Below are 17365 nucleotides of genomic sequence, written 5' to 3' on the forward strand. Positions count from 1 at the left end.
TTAGTTATTGTTTTGGTTCAAGAAGACGACTTTCTTCTATATTAATGCATGCTTAATTTGAGAAGTTCATAAAAGTCGTAATCATTCCTATTTACAAATGGTAATCCTTACGATATTATAGATGAAGTACTCCCACAGAGTACGTTCAATTATTGTTTTAAATGAATGGAGGATGACGATGACAACACCTGTTGTGTCCATGTCAAATATTAACTTCCATTATGAATCTCGTAAAGTCTTGGATGATATCAATTTTGAAATTCCCCAAGGAGCTTTCATGGGGTTAGTAGGACCGAATGGCGGAGGAAAAACCACATTGATCCGGCTGATCCTCGGCTTAGAAAAACAAGAAACGGGAGAAATAATGGTTTTTGGGCAGTCTATTCAAAAACTTAAAAATAGAGCTCGAATTGGCTTTGTCTCACAAAAAGCAAATACATTTAATAAAGGATTTCCTGCAACTGTTTATGAAGTCGTTGCTTCCGGACTTACTGCACAGCTTGGCTATTTGAAATTTTTAACAAAAAAAGACAAGCAAAAAGTTCATGAAGCCATTGCACAGGTTGGTATGACAGAGTATACCAAGCAAAATATCGGAAATTTGTCTGGAGGCCAGCAGCAGCGTATCTTTATTGCACGCGCCCTGGTCAGTGATCCTGAGCTGATTATTCTGGACGAACCGACTGTAGGAATTGACTATGAAAATGTGAAGAAATTTTATGAACTGCTTTATAAGCTGAATACAGAATTCAAAAAAACATTACTGCTGGTAACACATGATACAGGCACAATGACCGAGTATGCAACCGATATTGTCTGCTTAAATAAAACCATGCATTTTCACGGAAATCCTGATGAATATGCATTGCTTACAGAAGCTGACTTTTCGCAAATTTATGGTCATCCAGTCAGTCTTGTTACGCATTAATTCATCGTTGGAGGAAAGACCATGCTTTTAGACTTTTTAACTTACCCCTTTTTAAGGTACACATTTCTCACGGGGATCTTGATCGGGATGATCGCACCACTGCTCGGAACCTTTATCGTTGTGAGACGGCAATCGTTAATAGCAGACGCCCTTTCACATGTTACCTTAGCCGGAATTTCATTCGGTTTGATGGCTGAGAAAAAATATGGATGGGTTATCTCGCCGATATATAGCGGCATGATATTTTCTGTGATCGGCTCAATCTTTATTGAAAAACTGCGTACCGTATATAAGGCTTATCAGGAAATCTCCATCCCTATTATTTTATCTGCGGGCGTCGGCTTAAGTGTTATCTTCATTTCTATTGCTGATGGCTTTAACACAGATTTATTCAACTATCTATTTGGCTCTGTATCTGCCGTCACTGTAAATGATTTTTATGTCATTGCCGGAATAACTATTTTTGTTCTTGTTATTATCTGGCTCTTTTTTAAGGAATTATTTACGATGTCTTTTGATGAAGAGCAGGCAACTATTGCCGGTCTGCATGTAAAATGGGTCAATATGCTATTTATCATTCTGACAGCTCTTGTTATTGCTGCTTCTATCCGTATTGTCGGGGTATTATTAGTTTCTGCTTTAATGACTTTACCAGTTGCGGCAAGCATGCGGATTGCGAAAGGTTTTAAACAAATGATATTCCTATCGATTCTTTTTGGTGAAATTGCAGTTATATTCGGGATTATTTCCGGATACTATTTAGATATCCCGCCAGGTGGTACCATTGTAATGACATCAATCATTATTTTATTAATCGCTATAGGAATGAAAAAACTACGAAAATAAACGGAGGTTTTTGCGATGAATCTTCAAGAGGCTATCAACGTTTTAAAAGAAAAAGGGTATAAAACAACTGGAAAACGGAAGGATATCTTAGAATTCTTTTCATCAAAGGATGGATATCGCCCCGCAAAAGATTTAATTGCTCATCTCGAAAAGAAATACGGTGCAATCAGCTTTGATACGATCTATCGTAACCTGCACTTATACCATGATTTAGGAATATTAGAAAAAACAGATTTAGAGGGTGAAAAACACTTTCGGCTCAGCTGCAGCCATCATCATCATCACCATTTTATTTGCAGGGATTGCGGCAAAACAAAAGAAATTGAAGTCTGTCCTATGGATACGGCTTTGGCTGAACTGACAAATTATGAAATTGATGATCATAAATTTGAGATTTACGGAAGATGCCCTTCCTGTCTGAATGCCTAAACTTTTGATAGGATGAATCATCACAGCCTATCTTAGGCAGTCCTGTACTTTTCAAACTTGTCTTGCCAATTTTCTTTATGATTTGACAAACTTTTTTGGGAATTACTATTTCTTTATACTGAAAAGTTATGTATACTACTTTTAGAACAATTATATTAGGAGCAGAGTGGTATGCGTAAAAGTAGTAGATTTCGATTTTTATTATTATTCATCGCAGGAATTGTTTTTATTGTATTTGTTTTAGTAATGCAAAGACAATTTAACAATCCGGATTTTGACTTTGAGAGTGAAGCAGTTGAAGTAAACAAGATAGAAAACGAGGATGAGCCTGAAGAGGAAGCAGATGAAGACACTGGTACAAAGGATGAGTCCGAATCATCTGAAGAACAAGCCGAGGAAACAGAAGCCGGCTCCGATCATTCTAACGGAGAGGATTATGAGGTTACAGCAGATTTATTAAATATTCGCAGTGGCCCCAACGCAGACAGTCAGGTCGTAGCAACGCTAAGTACAGGCGATATTGTTCAAATTATCGGTGAAGAAGATGAGTATGAATGGGTTGAGGTCAGTTATGAAGATGTCACTGGCTATGCAAATGCTGGATACCTGGAGCCTGTTGAATAATAATAAAGCTTAGATAACCCCGAACTCTTGAAGGATAGGGTCATCTATATTTCATGTCCTTTTAGAAAAGCCAAACTGATGTTCCTGCCTATCTATCAGATAGACAAAGGGATCAGCCTGGCTTTTTTATATTTCAAACTACTGCTTCTTCTATTTAATCCAATACGGTTTCTAAAACTTTTCTTTCTTCATGATCCAGCATATTCTTTAAAATAACTTCTTCTACCTCTTTGTTCATTTCTGCCTCCAATGTTTTAGAAGCTGGCGCCTCGCCAACAATGAAAATTCGTTTCCACTTTCTATCTTTTGCCTGCTTATCCAGCCTGGAGGCAATACTTTTATACCAGCGATATTGATTCGCTGCATAACGACCATGGAACAAATCTCTTTGTACGTTACTTGCTCCAAGACCTTGCTTCGCTCTGCCATGCCGAGGGCCTTGTTTCATCTTCCAGGTATCTTCTTCTACATCTAATTCATATTCTGCCATATCCTCGACTTGATTTAGATTACTATCAATCAGCTTAACCTGATTTTGCTGTACAAGAATAATTCCCATTTTTGGATACTTTTCTGACAAGGCCTTTAATTGATCCAAAACAGGTGTTTCTTGCCATGCAAATTCATTATCCAGACGCATCTGGACACGCTCAGCAAACCAGACATCTCCGTCGGCAGAAGCTATAATAATAATTCCCCGCATGACATTTCTTTCTATTTCATCTATAAATTTTTCCACTCGCTTTTTCACTTTTCTATAATTTCTAAGCTCTTCTTCATTATTTCCTTCTTTTAAATAATGCTCAAAGTTATTCAATCCATTTTTTAAATGAATTTTCCACTCTCCGTCTTGCTGGTCCGGGTCGCTCAAATCTGTATTCAGGTACATTGTAAATATTTTATTCGTTCCAGTTCCTCTGACATTCTCCAAATCTTTCACAATACCTTGAATATCCTTCATGATAAACCTCCTCTAAATCAATATGTATTTTATGTGTAACCGAAATAAAAAGAGGTTAAACTTTCATCTTAAAATATCACTTAGATTTCACATTTTATTACTAATAACCGTCCGTAGAACTCCCGCTGATTGAAGTTTTGTTTTATATAATCAAAAAAAGGAAAGGGATTCACTCCCCTTCCTTTTTTGATTATATCGATTTTGATTTATGCAGATTTTTTATTCCTGTTCAAGCTGCTGTTCTTCGGATACCTTCGTGATCTTCACTCTTTTAATCTGATACCCATCTTTTTCAACAAGCGTAAATGCATAACCCTCAAATTCCATAACCGTGCCTACCTCTGCTTCAAGGTTATGAGTAAAAAACCAGCCGCCAATTGTATCTACTTCATCATCTTCTAAAGTGATACCCAGCTTCTGATTAATATCATCCAAGCTGACCCGGCCTGCCACTAAATAAGTAGTGTCATCAATTGTTTCAAAGTCAGGTACTTCATCTTCATCAAATTCATCCCGAATATCTCCAACGATTTCTTCCAAAATATCCTCAACCGTCACTAACCCTGCTGTACCACCATATTCGTCATTTACAATCGCCATGTGAATACGTTCCTTTTGCATTTTTAAAAGGAGCTGACGAATCGGTGTTGCTTCGGAAATATGAATAATTGGACGAATATAATCTTCAATCGTTGCCGGCTCATCATTACTTAGTTTCCCAGTAAATATTTCCTTTAAATTCACCAGACCAATAATATTGTCTTTATCCTCATCCGCAACTGGATAACGGGTAAATTGACCCTCGCGAACAATCTCCATATTTTCCTCAAAACTATCTTCCATCGAAAAATAAATCATTTCTGTTCTCGGTGTCATAATTTCTCTCGCTACCCGTTCATCAAAATCAAATATATTGTTTACATACATCATTTCAGATTGATTGATTTCACCGCTTTTATAGCTGTCAGCCAAAATTAAGCGCAGTTCTTCTTCAGTATGCGTTTCTTCATGTCCACTCATTGGTTTTAAACCAACTGCTCTGGTTAATAATCGTGCTGAACCATTCAATAACCAAATAAATGGGAACAACAGGCGGTAGAACCAGGTTAGCGGACGAGCTACAGCTAGTGTTACCTGTTCTGCTTTTTGGATTGCTAATGTTTTCGGAGCCAGCTCTCCGACAACGACATGCAGGAATGTTGCAATCAGGAATGAAATAACAATGGAAAGCGTTGTAACAAGACCCGCCCCGATATTAAATTCCTCCAATAGCGGATGTAACATTCTCTCAAATGTCGGCTCTGCTAAACGTCCGATTCCAAGTGCTGTAATCGTAATTCCTAATTGACAGGCGGATAAATATTCATCAAGATGCGTAACGACTTTCTTCGCTGCCGCAGCTGATCCTTTTCCCGCTGCAATATGGGGCTCCAGTTGTGTACTTCGAATTTTTACAATAGCAAACTCTGACATAACAAAAAAAGCAGTTAATGCGATCAAAATAGCAACCGCAAATAAATTAATCATGGTCGATATGTCCAATTAAGATCCTTGCGCAAATTTGTGCAAGGATTTCACCTCCTGAAATTTTAAATATTATTCGTTTGTTATTAAGGTTTCTTTCTAATTGCTTCCACACGCAGATAATCCAAATGATTAGGCTCAATGGATACCATCGTATGCTGATTATATATTATTATTGAGTTCCATATTACCTTCCCATCGAATCACCCTCTCTCTTACCTTTATTATAATAGATAATGGCGTACTATGTCTACTTGTCTATAAAAGTGCTGCAAATAAATACAATATATAGCCAGCCAGTAAAAAGGCGGCTGTATTGGATAGCAGCTGCCTTTTTTACTCTTACCTTATCAATTAATCTTTCATCTATCTTTTTCTTCTCTTTGCAGAATTTTAATAAAGGAAATCATCAGGATGATAATAATTACTACGAAGGGTAATGCTGATGTAAGAGAGGCTGTCTGCAGTGCATTTAATCCTCCCGCAACTAAAAGGACAACAGCAATCGCTGTAATCAAGCCGCCCCAGATAAATTTCGTAATTAATGCTGGATTCAAGCTTCCCTTCGATGTCATACTCCCTAAAATATATGTTGCAGAATCAGCTGAGGTCACAAGAAATGTAAAAATAAGAACAATTGCCATAAGGGAGGTAATTGTACTCAGCGGTAACGTCCCAAATGTTTCAAATAATGCTACAGCTAAATCATGATCTACAGCTTCAGCAATCATTGTTCCATTTCTTAAATCACTGTACAGGCTTGTTCCTCCAAAAACAGCAATCCATATACAGGCTATGGCAGGAGAGGTCACTAGAACACCAAAGATATATTGACGAATCGTACGCCCTCTTGACACACGCGCTACAAATGCACCAACAAATGGGGACCATGAAATTGCCCAAGCCCAATAGAAAATAGTCCAATCAATTACCCAATTATCTCCTGTGTATGGCGTTAAACGCAAGCTATATTCTACAAAATTTGTTAAGTAATCACCTAAGCCTAATACAAATGTTTCTAAAATAAATACAGTTGGTCCAGCCAGAAAAACAAAAATAAGCAAGATTAAACAAAATGATAAATTAATGGTACTTAACCACTTCATTCCGCGATTCACACCACTGACAGATGAACCTAAATAAACAAGTAGCATGGCTAATGCAATCACAATTTGCATCCACACACCGTCAGGCAATCCAAATACTGATGATAAGCCGCCGCTCATTTGCATAATTCCTAGTCCTAGTGAAGTCGCAACTCCCATAACAGTAGCAATTACCGCAAGTGAGTTTATCGAAGTAGCTGTAATTGGATTATTTCCCATAACAGGTTTTACAGCTGTTGAAATTAACCCATCTTTTCCTTTACGAAATTGTAAATAAGCAATAACAAGTCCAACTAACGCAAAAACAGACCATTGGCTGATTCCCCAATTAAAAAAAGCATATCCCATAGCTACTCTTGCAGCTTCTTCTGTTTGTGCCTCTAATCCAGGGAATGGTGTATCAAAAAAGTGACTCATTGGCTCTGCTACACCCCAGAACACAAGTCCAGAACCAAAACCTGTAGAAAAAAGCATCCCGATCCAGGGAAAGAAGCCAAATTCCGGCTTTGAATTTTTTGGCCCCAATTTTATTTTGCCGTACTTACTTATGGAGATCCCAATTAAAAAAACAACAAAGACAAAAACAGAGAGAAGATAAAACCATCCAAAATTTTGTGTTGTAAAATCAAATAACCTCGTTGCTATGACTTGAAAACCTGTTGGATTTACAGCACCGATAATAACCAAAGCTAAAATCACAGATGCTGAAATAAAGAATACAGGATTTAAAAAGCTTTTACTATTTTTTCTCATACTTCTATCCTTTCTATATTTTTTTGAGAGACTGGAATATATACTACTATTCCCAATAACCAGGATAGTAAACTATCCTGGTTATTGGCATATATTATTTTAGAACCACAGTAGACCCCGTCTTATTCATGCAAATGATATGTATATGATTACGAACAATAAAAAAAGCCCTCACACGAAGCGCTTCTTCATGTAAAGACTTTTGGTAAAATGATTATTATTGTACACGACGTACTGTTCCGCTGAATTCTTTGCCCCAATAGCTTCCAGGTGACATATCAGCAACTGCAACACCTGTGCTGCTTTGAGAACCGATAAATTTATTGTTTCCAAGATAAATACCAACATGGCCATTTGTGCCATTTGTATTAAAGAAAACTAAATCTCCCGGCTGCTTATCACTTGCCTTAACATCTTTTCCAGTGCTAACTAATCCACCCGTATAAGATGGGATAGAGTATCCTGCTTGTGCAAATGCCCAAGATACAAAACCCGAACAGTCAAAACCTGTGCTAGGGCTTTTTCCTCCCCAAACATATGTGTTTTGGTGTGTTTGGCTTTGCGCAGCGCTAAGTACTCCACTAATTCTTGAACCTGTTGATGGTGCAGGATCATTTTTTGGCTCTTCTTTTTTATCTTGGCTAGAACTGCTAGATTCATTTGAATTACTAGAGCTGTCAGAATTGCTGGTTGCATTAGTAGAATTTGATTCATTTGTATTAGAACTGTTACTGCTATTTCCAGAGTTACTATTATTGTTGTTATTGTTATTATTGCTTTCACTATTTGAAGATGTATCTTCATCTTCTTGTTCGGAAGAAGTTTCTTCCTGTACCGGTTCCTGTTCATTTGCTTCTTCTTCCGTATCATTTGCAGCTTCGTCACTGCTGTTATCATCACCAGAACCTACACTAACACTTGCCACCAATGTTTCCGGTGCTGGCGTATTAGCGACTTCCAAACGATCAGCTACATCCTGCTCAATAGCAGCTAAACGGGAATCTTCAATTTCTAATTCATCAATAAGTGCTGTTAATTCTTCTTCTTTATCTTTTAACGAAGCCTCTTTATCTTCAGCGGCATCTTTTTGCTCTGAAATTGTATTATTGATACCTGTTAAATCTGTTTTCAGTTGATTTAATTCTTCAAGCTTTGACTCAACTGATTCTTGCTTTTCAGCTACATCTTTTTTATCTTTTTCTTGTTGTTCAAGTAAAGCTAAATCAGAATCAGTAATTTTATTTACTGCAGAAACACGGCTGACAAAATCACTGAAATCCTGTGCTCCAAACAATACTTCAAGATAGCTGATATCTCCACCGTTTTGTTGTAAAGATACGGCACGTTCTTTTAAAATATCTGTACGTTTTTCAATTGCTTCTTCTAACTCTTTTATTTCAGCTTCCAACTCACTGACTTCATCTTCTGTAGTTGAAATACCTTCTTCTGTTTCATCTAGTTTCTGCTGGTTTTTCTCAAGAGCGGAATTTAAATCATCAATCTCTTTCTGTAAATCTTGTAAATCAATTAAAATGTTTGCTACTTCATTTTCGGCATTTGATAGATTAGATTGTACAGAATCACGTTCATCCTGTACTTCGGATTGTCTGTTTTCCAAGTCTTCTATTGATTCTGCTTTTACTGGTCCTGCAAAAAATACCCCGCTCAAGCCTACTACGGAAGCCGCAGTTAACGTCATTACTGTCTTCTTCAACTTATATTCCCCACTTTCAATTTTTGCACCGCAAATCTATTTATCTATGTATTTTGGTATAATCGAACATCTGCGATTTGTTATTTATATTATTTTCAATTAATTTCTTCTTTCAATTTGTAACTTTGTAAAGCTTAACATAAGAAAATGTCATGCATATTATAGAAATGTTACATTTATATTTCAATAACGACAAATCTATTTAAAAATCGTCATAGAGTCTCCCGTATTACTTACATAATAATAATTGTTATTCTAATAGATTTGCCTGATTACCTTAATAAATATTGATTTATTTTTTGTCATTTAATACCTCCACTAATGTTACAATAGTACGATAATAAATGAAAATATATATTACAATTATTACAATTTTAGATCTGCACTAAAATCTATGATTGACAAATAAATATTACTTTGAATAGAAGTGACCACTGCAACGGGATATAATAGGTTGAATAATCACAGCTTCATCCTAGCATGATGCGGGCTAGTGTTATTACCATATGTATTCATTAATATTTATCACTAATGTTGGTAACAACTTCAATTTTTTGTTATAAATTATTAGAATAGATACTATTACGAAAAGTAGGGATGGAAGTGAAGGCTCAGGCTATTATTGGAAATAGAGTTATTAAAACTGGTATTGCAGTATTTTTTACAGCACTTATTTGTAAATGGTTTAATTTTCCACCGACATTTGCTGTTATTACAGCTATCGTTACAATTGAACCAACGGTAACAGATTCTATCAAGAAAGGGCTTGTCCGTTTTCCTGCTTCAGCAATTGGTGCTGCCTATGCCGTTATATTATTAGCTTTATTTGGTAATTCACCACTCACATATATGTTAGCTGCAATACTTACCATTTTTACCTGCTTTCGATTGAATCTTCATGCTGGATTATTAGTGGCAACCCTAACAGCTATTGCAATGATTGAAGTAGTTGATGACAGTTATCTCCAAAGCTTCTTTATCCGATTAGCAACAACAACAATTGGATTATCTGTTTCTACTTTGGTAAATATGTTTGTCTTTCCACCTAACTATCATCGTTCTATTCATAAGCAAATCATATCTATTCGCAAGCAATTGAGTAACCATATGAAGCGATGCTATTATGAATTAATTTTCACAAAAACACCCTTAGACTTGGGGATGAATGAAAAAGTGGGGAGTGTCTATAAAGAGCTTGAAAGTGTAGCGTTACTTTCGCTTTATCAAAAAAAGGATTTGAAATACCACCATATTTTAGAAAAGCGGGAAGATGAATTAACGCAATTAAGAGGACAGATCCATCACCTGCGTATGATTCAGTATCATGTAACTAACATAACAGAGCAGCCTACAACGAAATTTGAATGGGATGCAGAGAAGCAAAAGCATGTATTTGAAACAGTTTGTTACTTTGCCAATGTACTGGCAGACAAAATCGACTTTGAGGAAAAAGAATGGAAGGCTAGACGGGCACAGCTGCATCAAATCTTCCAAGAAACGTTAAAAGCAGCTCAAATGAATGGCACAGAAAAATTACCGATAGAGCTGGTCGCTCTCTACGAACTGAGTTCCATTGTCGAAATTATAGAAGACTATTTTACATTAGAGCAATGACATTTGAAAAAGAAACAAAGATTTCCTCTTTAGCTTTGTTTCTTTTTCTAGTTAATCATGTAAATAGCTAAAGCTGTATAAGGCCTTACTTTTCTTCTAACTCCTCTTTCAGCATAGCTATCTCCTTAGCAGACATACCTGTTATTTTTTTTATATACGAGCTGCTCATTTCTTGTTTAAATAAATTACGTGCTACCGCTTTTCCATAATGAATCACTATTTTTGCTGCCTCACGATTGGCGTACACAGCGTTTTTTTCTGCTTCTAATCTCTTCTGCTTTTCCTCAGCAATCACCTTCTTTTGCTGTTCATATTGTTTTTTCATCTGATTATACTTTTGCTCGACAAATTCCGCTCTGTCCTCCGCTGCTTTTCTTTTTTCTTCGATCCATTCTATCTCTTTAAAAAATTGCTGCTCTATGATTTGCTTATGTCTATCCTTGTAAGCCAGCTGGTTCTCCTTTGTATTGCTCATTTCTCCCCAGGCATTGATAGCTATATCTAAATCTTTATCAGTCATTGCCATCTTCTCCAATTCTCTATACATATCGAGGTAGAAATAATTTCTTCTGTCATCCACAGCTGCCAGTAACAAAAGCCACCTGGCTGCTTCCTTCTCCTCGGAATTCAGCCGTCCTTCTTTATAACTGCGAATAAGTTTTGGAATCTCTACGTATTGGAATTCCAACAAATTAGTTAAGGGCATTTTTTCTTCTTTATCTGCTAATCTGAATACACTATGAAATTCATCATTTTCTGGGGACATTTCAAAATTCAAGATGTTTATTGCTATCACTGCATGGTTTTCGCTAAAACCTGAATTTGCTTCAAATTGCTGCCGATATAACTTAGACCCAAAATAGAAGGATTGCTTTTCTGTTGCATCTTGACTTGGAAAAAGGATCTCCGTATAAATTGATTCTTTCTTTTCCGTCTCAACAAGCAGACGTAGATAGGACTTTTCATCTTCTGCAGCTTCCCAATTTAAAAATTCAAAATCCCGGATTAGTGCCCGTTTAGATTTGATAAAAAAAGTATTCAAAAAAGCAATCGTAATATTTTTATTACGTTCATCGACAAATAAGCTTCTGAAGGCATAATCGATTTTTAAGTCCATCAGCCGATAAGAAGTTTTTTTAGGAATTGCATTTTTGTACACTTCTCCACCTTCACGAATTTGCGGGTATAATAACATTGCTTTTTGAGGATAAATCATGGAAACACATCCTTATGTTTAGTAGAGGACTTACTACGATGAGGTTCTAAATACAGTTAACCAAACATACGTTCTTTTGTCAATAAAATTTTTTCTCAACAAAAAACTGTAGGCACCTTCACAGCTCCTACAGTTTTTCTTTCTTTCGCCTTTTGATATACCAAATGAAGAAAAGCACTATTCCTGCAACTATAACAGCATAAACAAAGCTTGAATACACATCCATAAACGCCGCAACACGGTGCCAATTCTCTCCTAAAATTGTTCCAACTCCAATTAGAATACTATTCCATATTAAAGAACCGACAGCTGTTAACAGCATAAACATACCAAAATTCATCCTCGCCATCCCGGCCGGAATAGATATTAAACTCCTTAAAAGGGGTACCATCCGGCAAAAAAACACCGTCCAATAGCCATATTTCTCAAACCATTCATTTGCCTTATAAATATCTGTTCTCTTTAAACGTAAGATATGTCCATATCGATCAACTATTTTCTCAAGCCGACTGACATCCAATATCATCCCGACACAGTACAGCAGCATTGCTCCAATAAGTGCTCCTATTGTTGCTGCAACCAGAACACCTGAGTAGGTTAATGTGCTATAGGTTGTCATGAATCCTCCAAAAGGAAGAATGATTTCAGATGGTATTGGCGGAAACAGATTTTCTAACGTCATCATCAGAAAAATGCCTACATAACCAAACTGTTCCATAATTGATGTAACCCATTGTCCCATAATACCCTCCATTAAGACTTGCCCTCTTTATTAAGTTATATTCTACCACGCTATGACCTATGATGTTTATTTCATTTAAAAGACAAGTGTTAAGAATTGAAGGGCTGCTCTCTATTCCTGCGTGTTCAAAAAGTCTGATAACTCTTTTAGTTTGTCTCATTCATTATCTCTGCCAGCTGACGATAAGAATATGCTCTTGCCTCATACGTCGGTGCCTTTGTAAGTACCATAAGTTCATTACATTGGTAAGCCTCCTGCAGTTCATGGAGTTTCTCCTGAACAAGTGCTCTATCCCCAATAATCTGTTTATCAGCAGCTTCTGCCTGCTCTTCTTGATCTGCTTGTGGTGAGGAATCCTGTTCTGCCCTTTTTCGTCTTGCTTCTTCCGCCAATTCCAAGGCTTCCTTTTCTGTTTCAGCACAAAGTACAGACACCGCAACAATAGCAGGCTGATCTCCTGCTTGTCTCTGGTAGCCTGCTACAATTTCCGGTCCGTTATCGGCACCCATAAAATGACCGAAAACATAGGGGAGTTTTTTTGCCACAGCCAACTGAGCACTGCGCTGACTTGTCCCTAAGAGCCAAGGCTGGGGCTGAACAAGCGGTACCGGTGTAGCCGTAACTCTTGAATAAAGATGCTCCGGCGAAAAATCATCTTTCAGAAAATGAAGCAGTTCATCCATATAATCCGGCATCGCTTTCACCTTCTCTAAAAAGTTTCCCGCAAGTGCAATAGAAGCTTCCGCTGATCCGCCCGGTGCTCTTCCTATTCCTAAGTCTACCCGTCCTGGATATAAAGCAGCCAGCATCCGGTAACGCTCCGCAATATTATATGGGCGATAATTTGGCAGAAGTACAGCACCTGAACCAATCCGAATGTTTTCTGTTTTGCTGCCGATAATCCCCAGTAAAATATCTGGAGCAGGACTCGCCAACCCTTGCATATCATGATGCTCCGCAACCCAATAACGCTCATACCCTAATTTATCTGCTAAAATGGCTAATTCTATACTGGCTTCCAGCGCCTCTTTGGCATCAGCACCTGCAAATAATGGAGATTGATCTAAGATACTTAGTTTCATTGTTTTTGCTCCCCTTTCTGTTCTAATTGATCTACCAGCTTTTCTGCTGCCCGTCGATAAAAATTACTCATTCCTGTCAAGCTGGTAATCAATAATACCTGCCGTAAATAGGGATCATTTACGATATCTTTATCTAATTCTGTGTTGCATATTTCCTCTTGCTCCTTGATATGCTCTTCAAAACCAGCCACATTTCTATCCATCAGTTGAACATAATTCGTATAAAAATTCTCCAGATCAAAATCATCCTGCTGTATTCTTTGATTAATCTCCTCAAATGTTTTTCCGATATCTTTAATAGATAAAACGCTTTTCATTTGATAAATCATGCTGATCAGCAGCAAATGCTCTTTCGAATATTTTTTATTATTGATCGGGAAGAATAATTTAGCCTTCGCATAATTATTAATCATTGTTTTCGTTAAAACTTTATCTTCTTCATATCGCTTAGAAGAAGCAAATTTACTTTCAAAAAGCTGAATCACCTGATCCATATATAAATCTAAATCAGGTATTTCTTCTGATTTTAACTGTTTTTCCAGCTGAAGCTCTGCTAATTGCTTTTTTATGTTCATAGACTGCCCTTCCTTTCTTTTCTGTCATTTTTTTCGTAAATATCCATCACTTCATGTATGTATTTTTATCGCAGTATAACGGGCTGTAAGCGTCCCACTTTAAAAATGGAAGAAGATTAAAATTTCTAGGCGGGAGATACAAAGTTCTCCCCACATTGAATGAAGTTTCACTTTATTGTTTCTACATTTTATTATAGGCATCTCTATATAAAAATCAAATATTGACTACTTGATGAAACAAGTATATATTTATCACATAGTATTAAAAACTATATATTAGATTGGAGATGTTTCATATTGCATAAATTTATTAGAGAACCGATGAATGCCTTCACTCACTTTATCGGTATTATCTTATCTATTGCTGGACTGATATTACTTGTTGTCAAAGCAGCTCAGGTTGGCACCCCTTTAGATGTTGGTGCTGTCGCTGCCTTTGGTATTAGTTTAATTCTTTTGTATACTGCTTCAACCGTTTATCATTCGGTCATTGCCGGACCAAAAACAATTGCCTTTTTTAGAAGAATGGATCATTCGATGATTTATGTATTAATTGCCGGCACATATATTCCTCTTTGTTTGATTTCTTTACAAGGAACCATTGGCTGGGTACTGTTCTGGGTAATTTCTGGATTGGCATTTCTCGGGGTTCTTTTTAAATTAATCTGGTTTCATTCACCAAGATGGCTGTCTACGCTGCTATATGTATTAATGGGATGGATTGCAATATTTTACAGTGGCTCGCTTGCTCCAATTATCGGAACTGGCGGATTAACCTACTTAATTGCCGGAGGGGTATTTTATACGATTGGGGCAATTATTTACTGGTTGAAGCCAGAATTCTTACGTTTCCGCTATTTTGGCTTCCATGAAATATTTCATATTTTTATCCTGTTAGGAAGTATTTCTCATTTCTTATGTGTTTATCTTTATGTCATTTAAAACCTGTCCGTTTTGCTACACAATGACAGATCCTCCTGAATTAATATGGAGGCACTGTCATTATTCAGCATTTACTTTACCATTTTAGTTACCATTTTAATGAGTTCCTGCTCATAATTTCCTAAATCGAAACTTTCGCTATGCAAAAGCATGCTTTCACTCGCTGCACCATTGATAAGAATAGCTGTTGCTTTTGGATGAAATTCAGATGAAAATATTTTTTTCTCCTGACCTTCTATTAGAATACTTTCTAATAGAAGGTAAAGAGGATCCTCTTCCCCTTCATTCAGTTTGTAATATGGGATATTATCCGCTGTCCGTGCATTAAAAATAATTTCAATCAAAGCTACATTATTTTGATAGTGCTCTTGTTGATAAGCGATGGTAGCTTTTATATAAGCAATGAGCTGCTGATAGATATCTGTCTCTGACTTAACACGTTCATCAATGAATTGCAGCTGCGTACGAATTAAATAGCCTAAAGTATGATAGATTAATTCTTCTTTGTCTGCAAAATGATAAGAAATTAACCCTGTACTGATTTTTGCCTGTTTTGCTATTTTAGCAAGACTTAGTTTTACATAACCGGTATCATTTAAAACTGCAATCGTTGCTTGTAAAATTTGTTCTCTGCGCGCTTCAGAAATAAATGTTTTTTCTTTCGTCACCTCGTATCACCCTCTTATCATCCTTACATATTGTCTCTTGTCCTCGTCACGAATTACAACTCCTTGGGCAGCTAAATCCTTCCGCAAAATATTCACTTCTTTTTCATCCCCTTCCTTCATCGCCCTTTCTCTGGCCGACAGCAAGCTATTAATGGAAGCAGTGAAATCTGGATGCTCCGGAACCCAGCGCTGATAATCGTCCATATAAGGATCTTGATCTTTCCAAGGAAACATGTGCTTCCGAAGAGCTTCTTCTACTGCCGCTTTCTTGGTATCCGTATGTGAGCGATAAAGCTCCTCACCCTTTAAACCTAAAAGGACAATCTCTTTTTTGTCCATGTAAATCGCTGAAATTTTATTTTTTTGCAGCTGTGCTTTTTCATCATACCTTTTCATTGTAACTTCTTGGTCTGTAATCGTCATTTTTAATGATTCACTAAAAGCGTATATTCCAAAGAGAATTCCCGCAATCAAACCGACACCTGCTCCGATTATAGATACCCAGGAGCTATTCCAGGTAAGGACCCACCTGAAGAACGGTTCAAATGGTATGAATGGAACCTTAATTAACCAGCTTGAGATAATTTGAATAAACCAGCCAATAACCCCGCCGAGAAGTGGCCCAACTACAATGATAATCACCTTATCAAACTTTGATAAACCAAGTACTGTTTCATTTTGCATTTCTGTATTCTCCTCTTCAGATGTTTATATAAACATTTTTATTTTTGATTACTTAATCAAATTTTAACATATATATTTAATTTTATCCAGATAAAGCGAAACTTCCATCATTGGGGTTTTTCTTTTCATCTTGCTCCAATGATTGTTAGTTAAACCAATCGGGATGTTACTGCGATAAAATTATATGAAGAGTCATTTCTTGGCAACAAAAAACTGCCTCTTGTATATAACAAAAGACAGTTTCCAGCTTCTTTAGCGTCTATTCACAATGGTAATTTTCCGCATGAATGGAAAACCCAGCAAGTAAAACACAATACCAATTAAAAATATCATTACAAAGGTCATTACCGTAATATTGGAAAATAGATCGACAGCGGCATCAACCATCCAGCCCTCAAAAACACCATATAGTGTAACAACTAACAGTACTCCCAATAAACTCCCCCCGCCTGCTAAACCGGTACGGTAAAAAATTAATCCGATTAAATAGAGCAGCGCCATGATAAAGAACATCACCAATGTATCTACGACAATCCGCATTATCCAGTTATCTGTCAAAAACATCGCCGGGTGGACATAAATATAATTTGTAATACCAATTGCCTGGAATAACCACTCTGTTAATTGCTGTAACGAACTGCCTAAAGTAGCAATGATAAAAGAATACACCGCCATAAAGTATAACTGCATCACATACATATTTTTGCGGGTCGCCCCCATCTTTAAACCAAATGGCAGACTGTTTTTTACTAATAGAAAACCGACAACACCTACATTAAAATACGTTGCAAACGGTATGGCAAAATACATTTTAAATTCGTCTATTCCAAGTAATAAATAGCAAACAACAGCTGATGCAATAATGATTCCGATTAAAATAGTAAAAAAGATTTTCGCAGTCCGGATCACTTCGGTTGAATAGAAATAAAGCATCCCTTTGATTTGATTGTTCATCGA

17 protein-coding genes are annotated in these 17365 nt (G+C 36.7%); 6 read left to right on the forward strand and 11 right to left on the reverse strand.

Going from position 1 to position 17365, the window contains the following annotated elements:
• The first annotated feature begins 178 nt into the window (after positions 1-178).
• The 4 genes from FLK20_RS03285 to FLK20_RS03300 all read left to right on the forward strand — a co-directional run bounded on the left by FLK20_RS03285 (position 179) and on the right by FLK20_RS03300 (position 2827).
• The gene (locus FLK20_RS03285) at positions 179-928 is read left to right on the forward strand and encodes a metal ABC transporter ATP-binding protein (RefSeq protein WP_152655136.1); all 750 of its coding nucleotides are present in this window, start codon (positions 179-181) and stop codon (positions 926-928) included.
• A 21-nt stretch (positions 929-949) separates the two neighbouring features.
• Entirely contained in the window at positions 950-1774 is an 825-nt protein-coding gene (locus FLK20_RS03290) for a metal ABC transporter permease (RefSeq protein WP_152655137.1), read from the forward strand.
• Positions 1775-1789: 15 nt separating this feature from the next.
• Positions 1790-2203, forward strand: coding sequence for a Fur family transcriptional regulator (locus FLK20_RS03295; RefSeq protein WP_152655138.1), 414 nt, complete (start codon positions 1790-1792; stop codon positions 2201-2203).
• Positions 2204-2374: 171 nt separating this feature from the next.
• Positions 2375-2827 (forward strand): SH3 domain-containing protein, encoded by a 453-nt coding sequence (locus FLK20_RS03300; protein ID WP_152655139.1) that lies wholly within the window; start codon positions 2375-2377, stop codon positions 2825-2827.
• A gap of 154 nt (positions 2828-2981) precedes the next feature.
• Here FLK20_RS03300 and FLK20_RS03305 read toward each other — a convergent pair whose 3' ends face one another.
• From FLK20_RS03305 to FLK20_RS03320, 4 genes are all read right to left on the reverse strand, one after another.
• Positions 2982-3788 (reverse strand): VLRF1 family aeRF1-type release factor, encoded by an 807-nt coding sequence (locus FLK20_RS03305; RefSeq protein WP_152655140.1) that lies wholly within the window; start codon positions 3786-3788, stop codon positions 2982-2984.
• Between the two features lie 219 nt (positions 3789-4007).
• Complete coding sequence (locus FLK20_RS03310) at positions 4008-5315, reverse strand: hemolysin family protein (RefSeq protein WP_194165510.1); 1308 nt, start codon at positions 5313-5315, stop codon at positions 4008-4010.
• A gap of 359 nt (positions 5316-5674) precedes the next feature.
• Positions 5675-7171 (reverse strand): BCCT family transporter, encoded by a 1497-nt coding sequence (locus FLK20_RS03315; protein WP_152655142.1) that lies wholly within the window; start codon positions 7169-7171, stop codon positions 5675-5677.
• A 217-nt stretch (positions 7172-7388) separates the two neighbouring features.
• A complete protein-coding gene (locus FLK20_RS03320; protein ID WP_227994843.1) occupies positions 7389-8885 on the reverse strand; it encodes a C40 family peptidase in 1497 nt (498 codons plus the stop codon).
• Positions 8886-9488: 603 nt separating this feature from the next.
• Here FLK20_RS03320 and FLK20_RS03325 point away from each other — a divergent pair.
• Positions 9489-10499, forward strand: coding sequence for an aromatic acid exporter family protein (locus FLK20_RS03325; RefSeq protein WP_227994844.1), 1011 nt, complete (start codon positions 9489-9491; stop codon positions 10497-10499).
• An 85-nt stretch (positions 10500-10584) separates the two neighbouring features.
• Here the strand turns inward: FLK20_RS03325 and FLK20_RS03330 are convergent, their stop codons facing one another.
• The 4 genes from FLK20_RS03330 to FLK20_RS03345 all read right to left on the reverse strand — a co-directional run bounded on the left by FLK20_RS03330 (position 10585) and on the right by FLK20_RS03345 (position 14114).
• Positions 10585-11715, reverse strand: a complete 1131-nt coding sequence (locus FLK20_RS03330; RefSeq protein WP_152655144.1) for an Rpn family recombination-promoting nuclease/putative transposase — start codon at positions 11713-11715, stop codon at positions 10585-10587.
• Positions 11716-11842: 127 nt separating this feature from the next.
• A complete protein-coding gene (locus tag FLK20_RS03335; protein ID WP_152655429.1) occupies positions 11843-12457 on the reverse strand; it encodes a DedA family protein in 615 nt (204 codons plus the stop codon).
• A gap of 146 nt (positions 12458-12603) precedes the next feature.
• Positions 12604-13539, reverse strand: a complete 936-nt coding sequence (locus FLK20_RS03340) for an MsnO8 family LLM class oxidoreductase (protein ID WP_152655145.1) — start codon at positions 13537-13539, stop codon at positions 12604-12606.
• Positions 13536-14114, reverse strand: a complete 579-nt coding sequence (locus FLK20_RS03345; protein ID WP_152655146.1) for a DUF1836 domain-containing protein — start codon at positions 14112-14114, stop codon at positions 13536-13538. Before FLK20_RS03345 ends, FLK20_RS03340 begins: the two co-directional genes overlap by 4 nt.
• Positions 14115-14411: 297 nt before the next feature.
• On the opposite strand from FLK20_RS03345, the gene trhA reads away from it, so the two are divergent.
• Complete coding sequence (gene trhA, locus FLK20_RS03350; RefSeq protein ID WP_152655147.1) at positions 14412-15056, forward strand: PAQR family membrane homeostasis protein TrhA; 645 nt, start codon at positions 14412-14414, stop codon at positions 15054-15056.
• Positions 15057-15127: 71 nt separating this feature from the next.
• Here the strand turns inward: trhA and FLK20_RS03355 are convergent, their stop codons facing one another.
• The 3 genes from FLK20_RS03355 to FLK20_RS03365 all read right to left on the reverse strand — a co-directional run bounded on the left by FLK20_RS03355 (position 15128) and on the right by FLK20_RS03365 (position 17362).
• Positions 15128-15724: a TetR/AcrR family transcriptional regulator gene (locus FLK20_RS03355; protein WP_152655148.1), complete on the reverse strand. Its 597-nt coding sequence runs from the start codon at positions 15722-15724 to the stop codon at positions 15128-15130.
• 6 nt (positions 15725-15730) lie between these two features.
• A complete protein-coding gene (locus tag FLK20_RS03360; RefSeq protein WP_152655149.1) occupies positions 15731-16408 on the reverse strand; it encodes a YqeB family protein in 678 nt (225 codons plus the stop codon).
• A gap of 252 nt (positions 16409-16660) precedes the next feature.
• The gene (locus FLK20_RS03365) at positions 16661-17362 is read right to left on the reverse strand and encodes a hypothetical protein (RefSeq protein ID WP_152655150.1); all 702 of its coding nucleotides are present in this window, start codon (positions 17360-17362) and stop codon (positions 16661-16663) included.
• Between the last annotated feature and the right edge of the window lie 3 nt (positions 17363-17365).

Origin of the sequence: Oceanobacillus sp. CFH 90083 (assembly GCF_009389585.1) — a bacterium.
Lineage (GTDB): Bacteria > Bacillota > Bacilli > Bacillales > Amphibacillaceae > Oceanobacillus.

Excerpts from the sequence above, each read along its gene's own strand:
- FLK20_RS03285 (WP_152655136.1), top strand. The coding sequence starts at position 179 with ATGACAACACCTGTTGTGTCCATGTCAAATATTAACTTCCATTATGAA.
- FLK20_RS03290 (WP_152655137.1), top strand. The coding sequence starts at position 950 with ATGCTTTTAGACTTTTTAACTTACCCCTTTTTAAGGTACACATTTCTC.
- FLK20_RS03295 (WP_152655138.1), top strand. The coding sequence starts at position 1,790 with ATGAATCTTCAAGAGGCTATCAACGTTTTAAAAGAAAAAGGGTATAAA.
- FLK20_RS03300 (WP_152655139.1), top strand. The coding sequence starts at position 2,375 with ATGCGTAAAAGTAGTAGATTTCGATTTTTATTATTATTCATCGCAGGA.
- FLK20_RS03305 (WP_152655140.1), bottom strand. The coding sequence starts at position 3,788 with ATGAAGGATATTCAAGGTATTGTGAAAGATTTGGAGAATGTCAGAGGA.
- FLK20_RS03310 (WP_194165510.1), bottom strand. The coding sequence starts at position 5,315 with ATGATTAATTTATTTGCGGTTGCTATTTTGATCGCATTAACTGCTTTT.
- FLK20_RS03315 (WP_152655142.1), bottom strand. The coding sequence starts at position 7,171 with ATGAGAAAAAATAGTAAAAGCTTTTTAAATCCTGTATTCTTTATTTCA.
- FLK20_RS03330 (WP_152655144.1), bottom strand. The coding sequence starts at position 11,715 with ATGATTTATCCTCAAAAAGCAATGTTATTATACCCGCAAATTCGTGAA.
- FLK20_RS03335 (WP_152655429.1), bottom strand. The coding sequence starts at position 12,457 with ATGGGACAATGGGTTACATCAATTATGGAACAGTTTGGTTATGTAGGC.
- FLK20_RS03340 (WP_152655145.1), bottom strand. The coding sequence starts at position 13,539 with ATGAAACTAAGTATCTTAGATCAATCTCCATTATTTGCAGGTGCTGAT.
- FLK20_RS03345 (WP_152655146.1), bottom strand. The coding sequence starts at position 14,114 with ATGAACATAAAAAAGCAATTAGCAGAGCTTCAGCTGGAAAAACAGTTA.
- FLK20_RS03360 (WP_152655149.1), bottom strand. The coding sequence starts at position 16,408 with ATGCAAAATGAAACAGTACTTGGTTTATCAAAGTTTGATAAGGTGATT.
- FLK20_RS03365 (WP_152655150.1), bottom strand. The coding sequence starts at position 17,362 with ATGAACAATCAAATCAAAGGGATGCTTTATTTCTATTCAACCGAAGTG.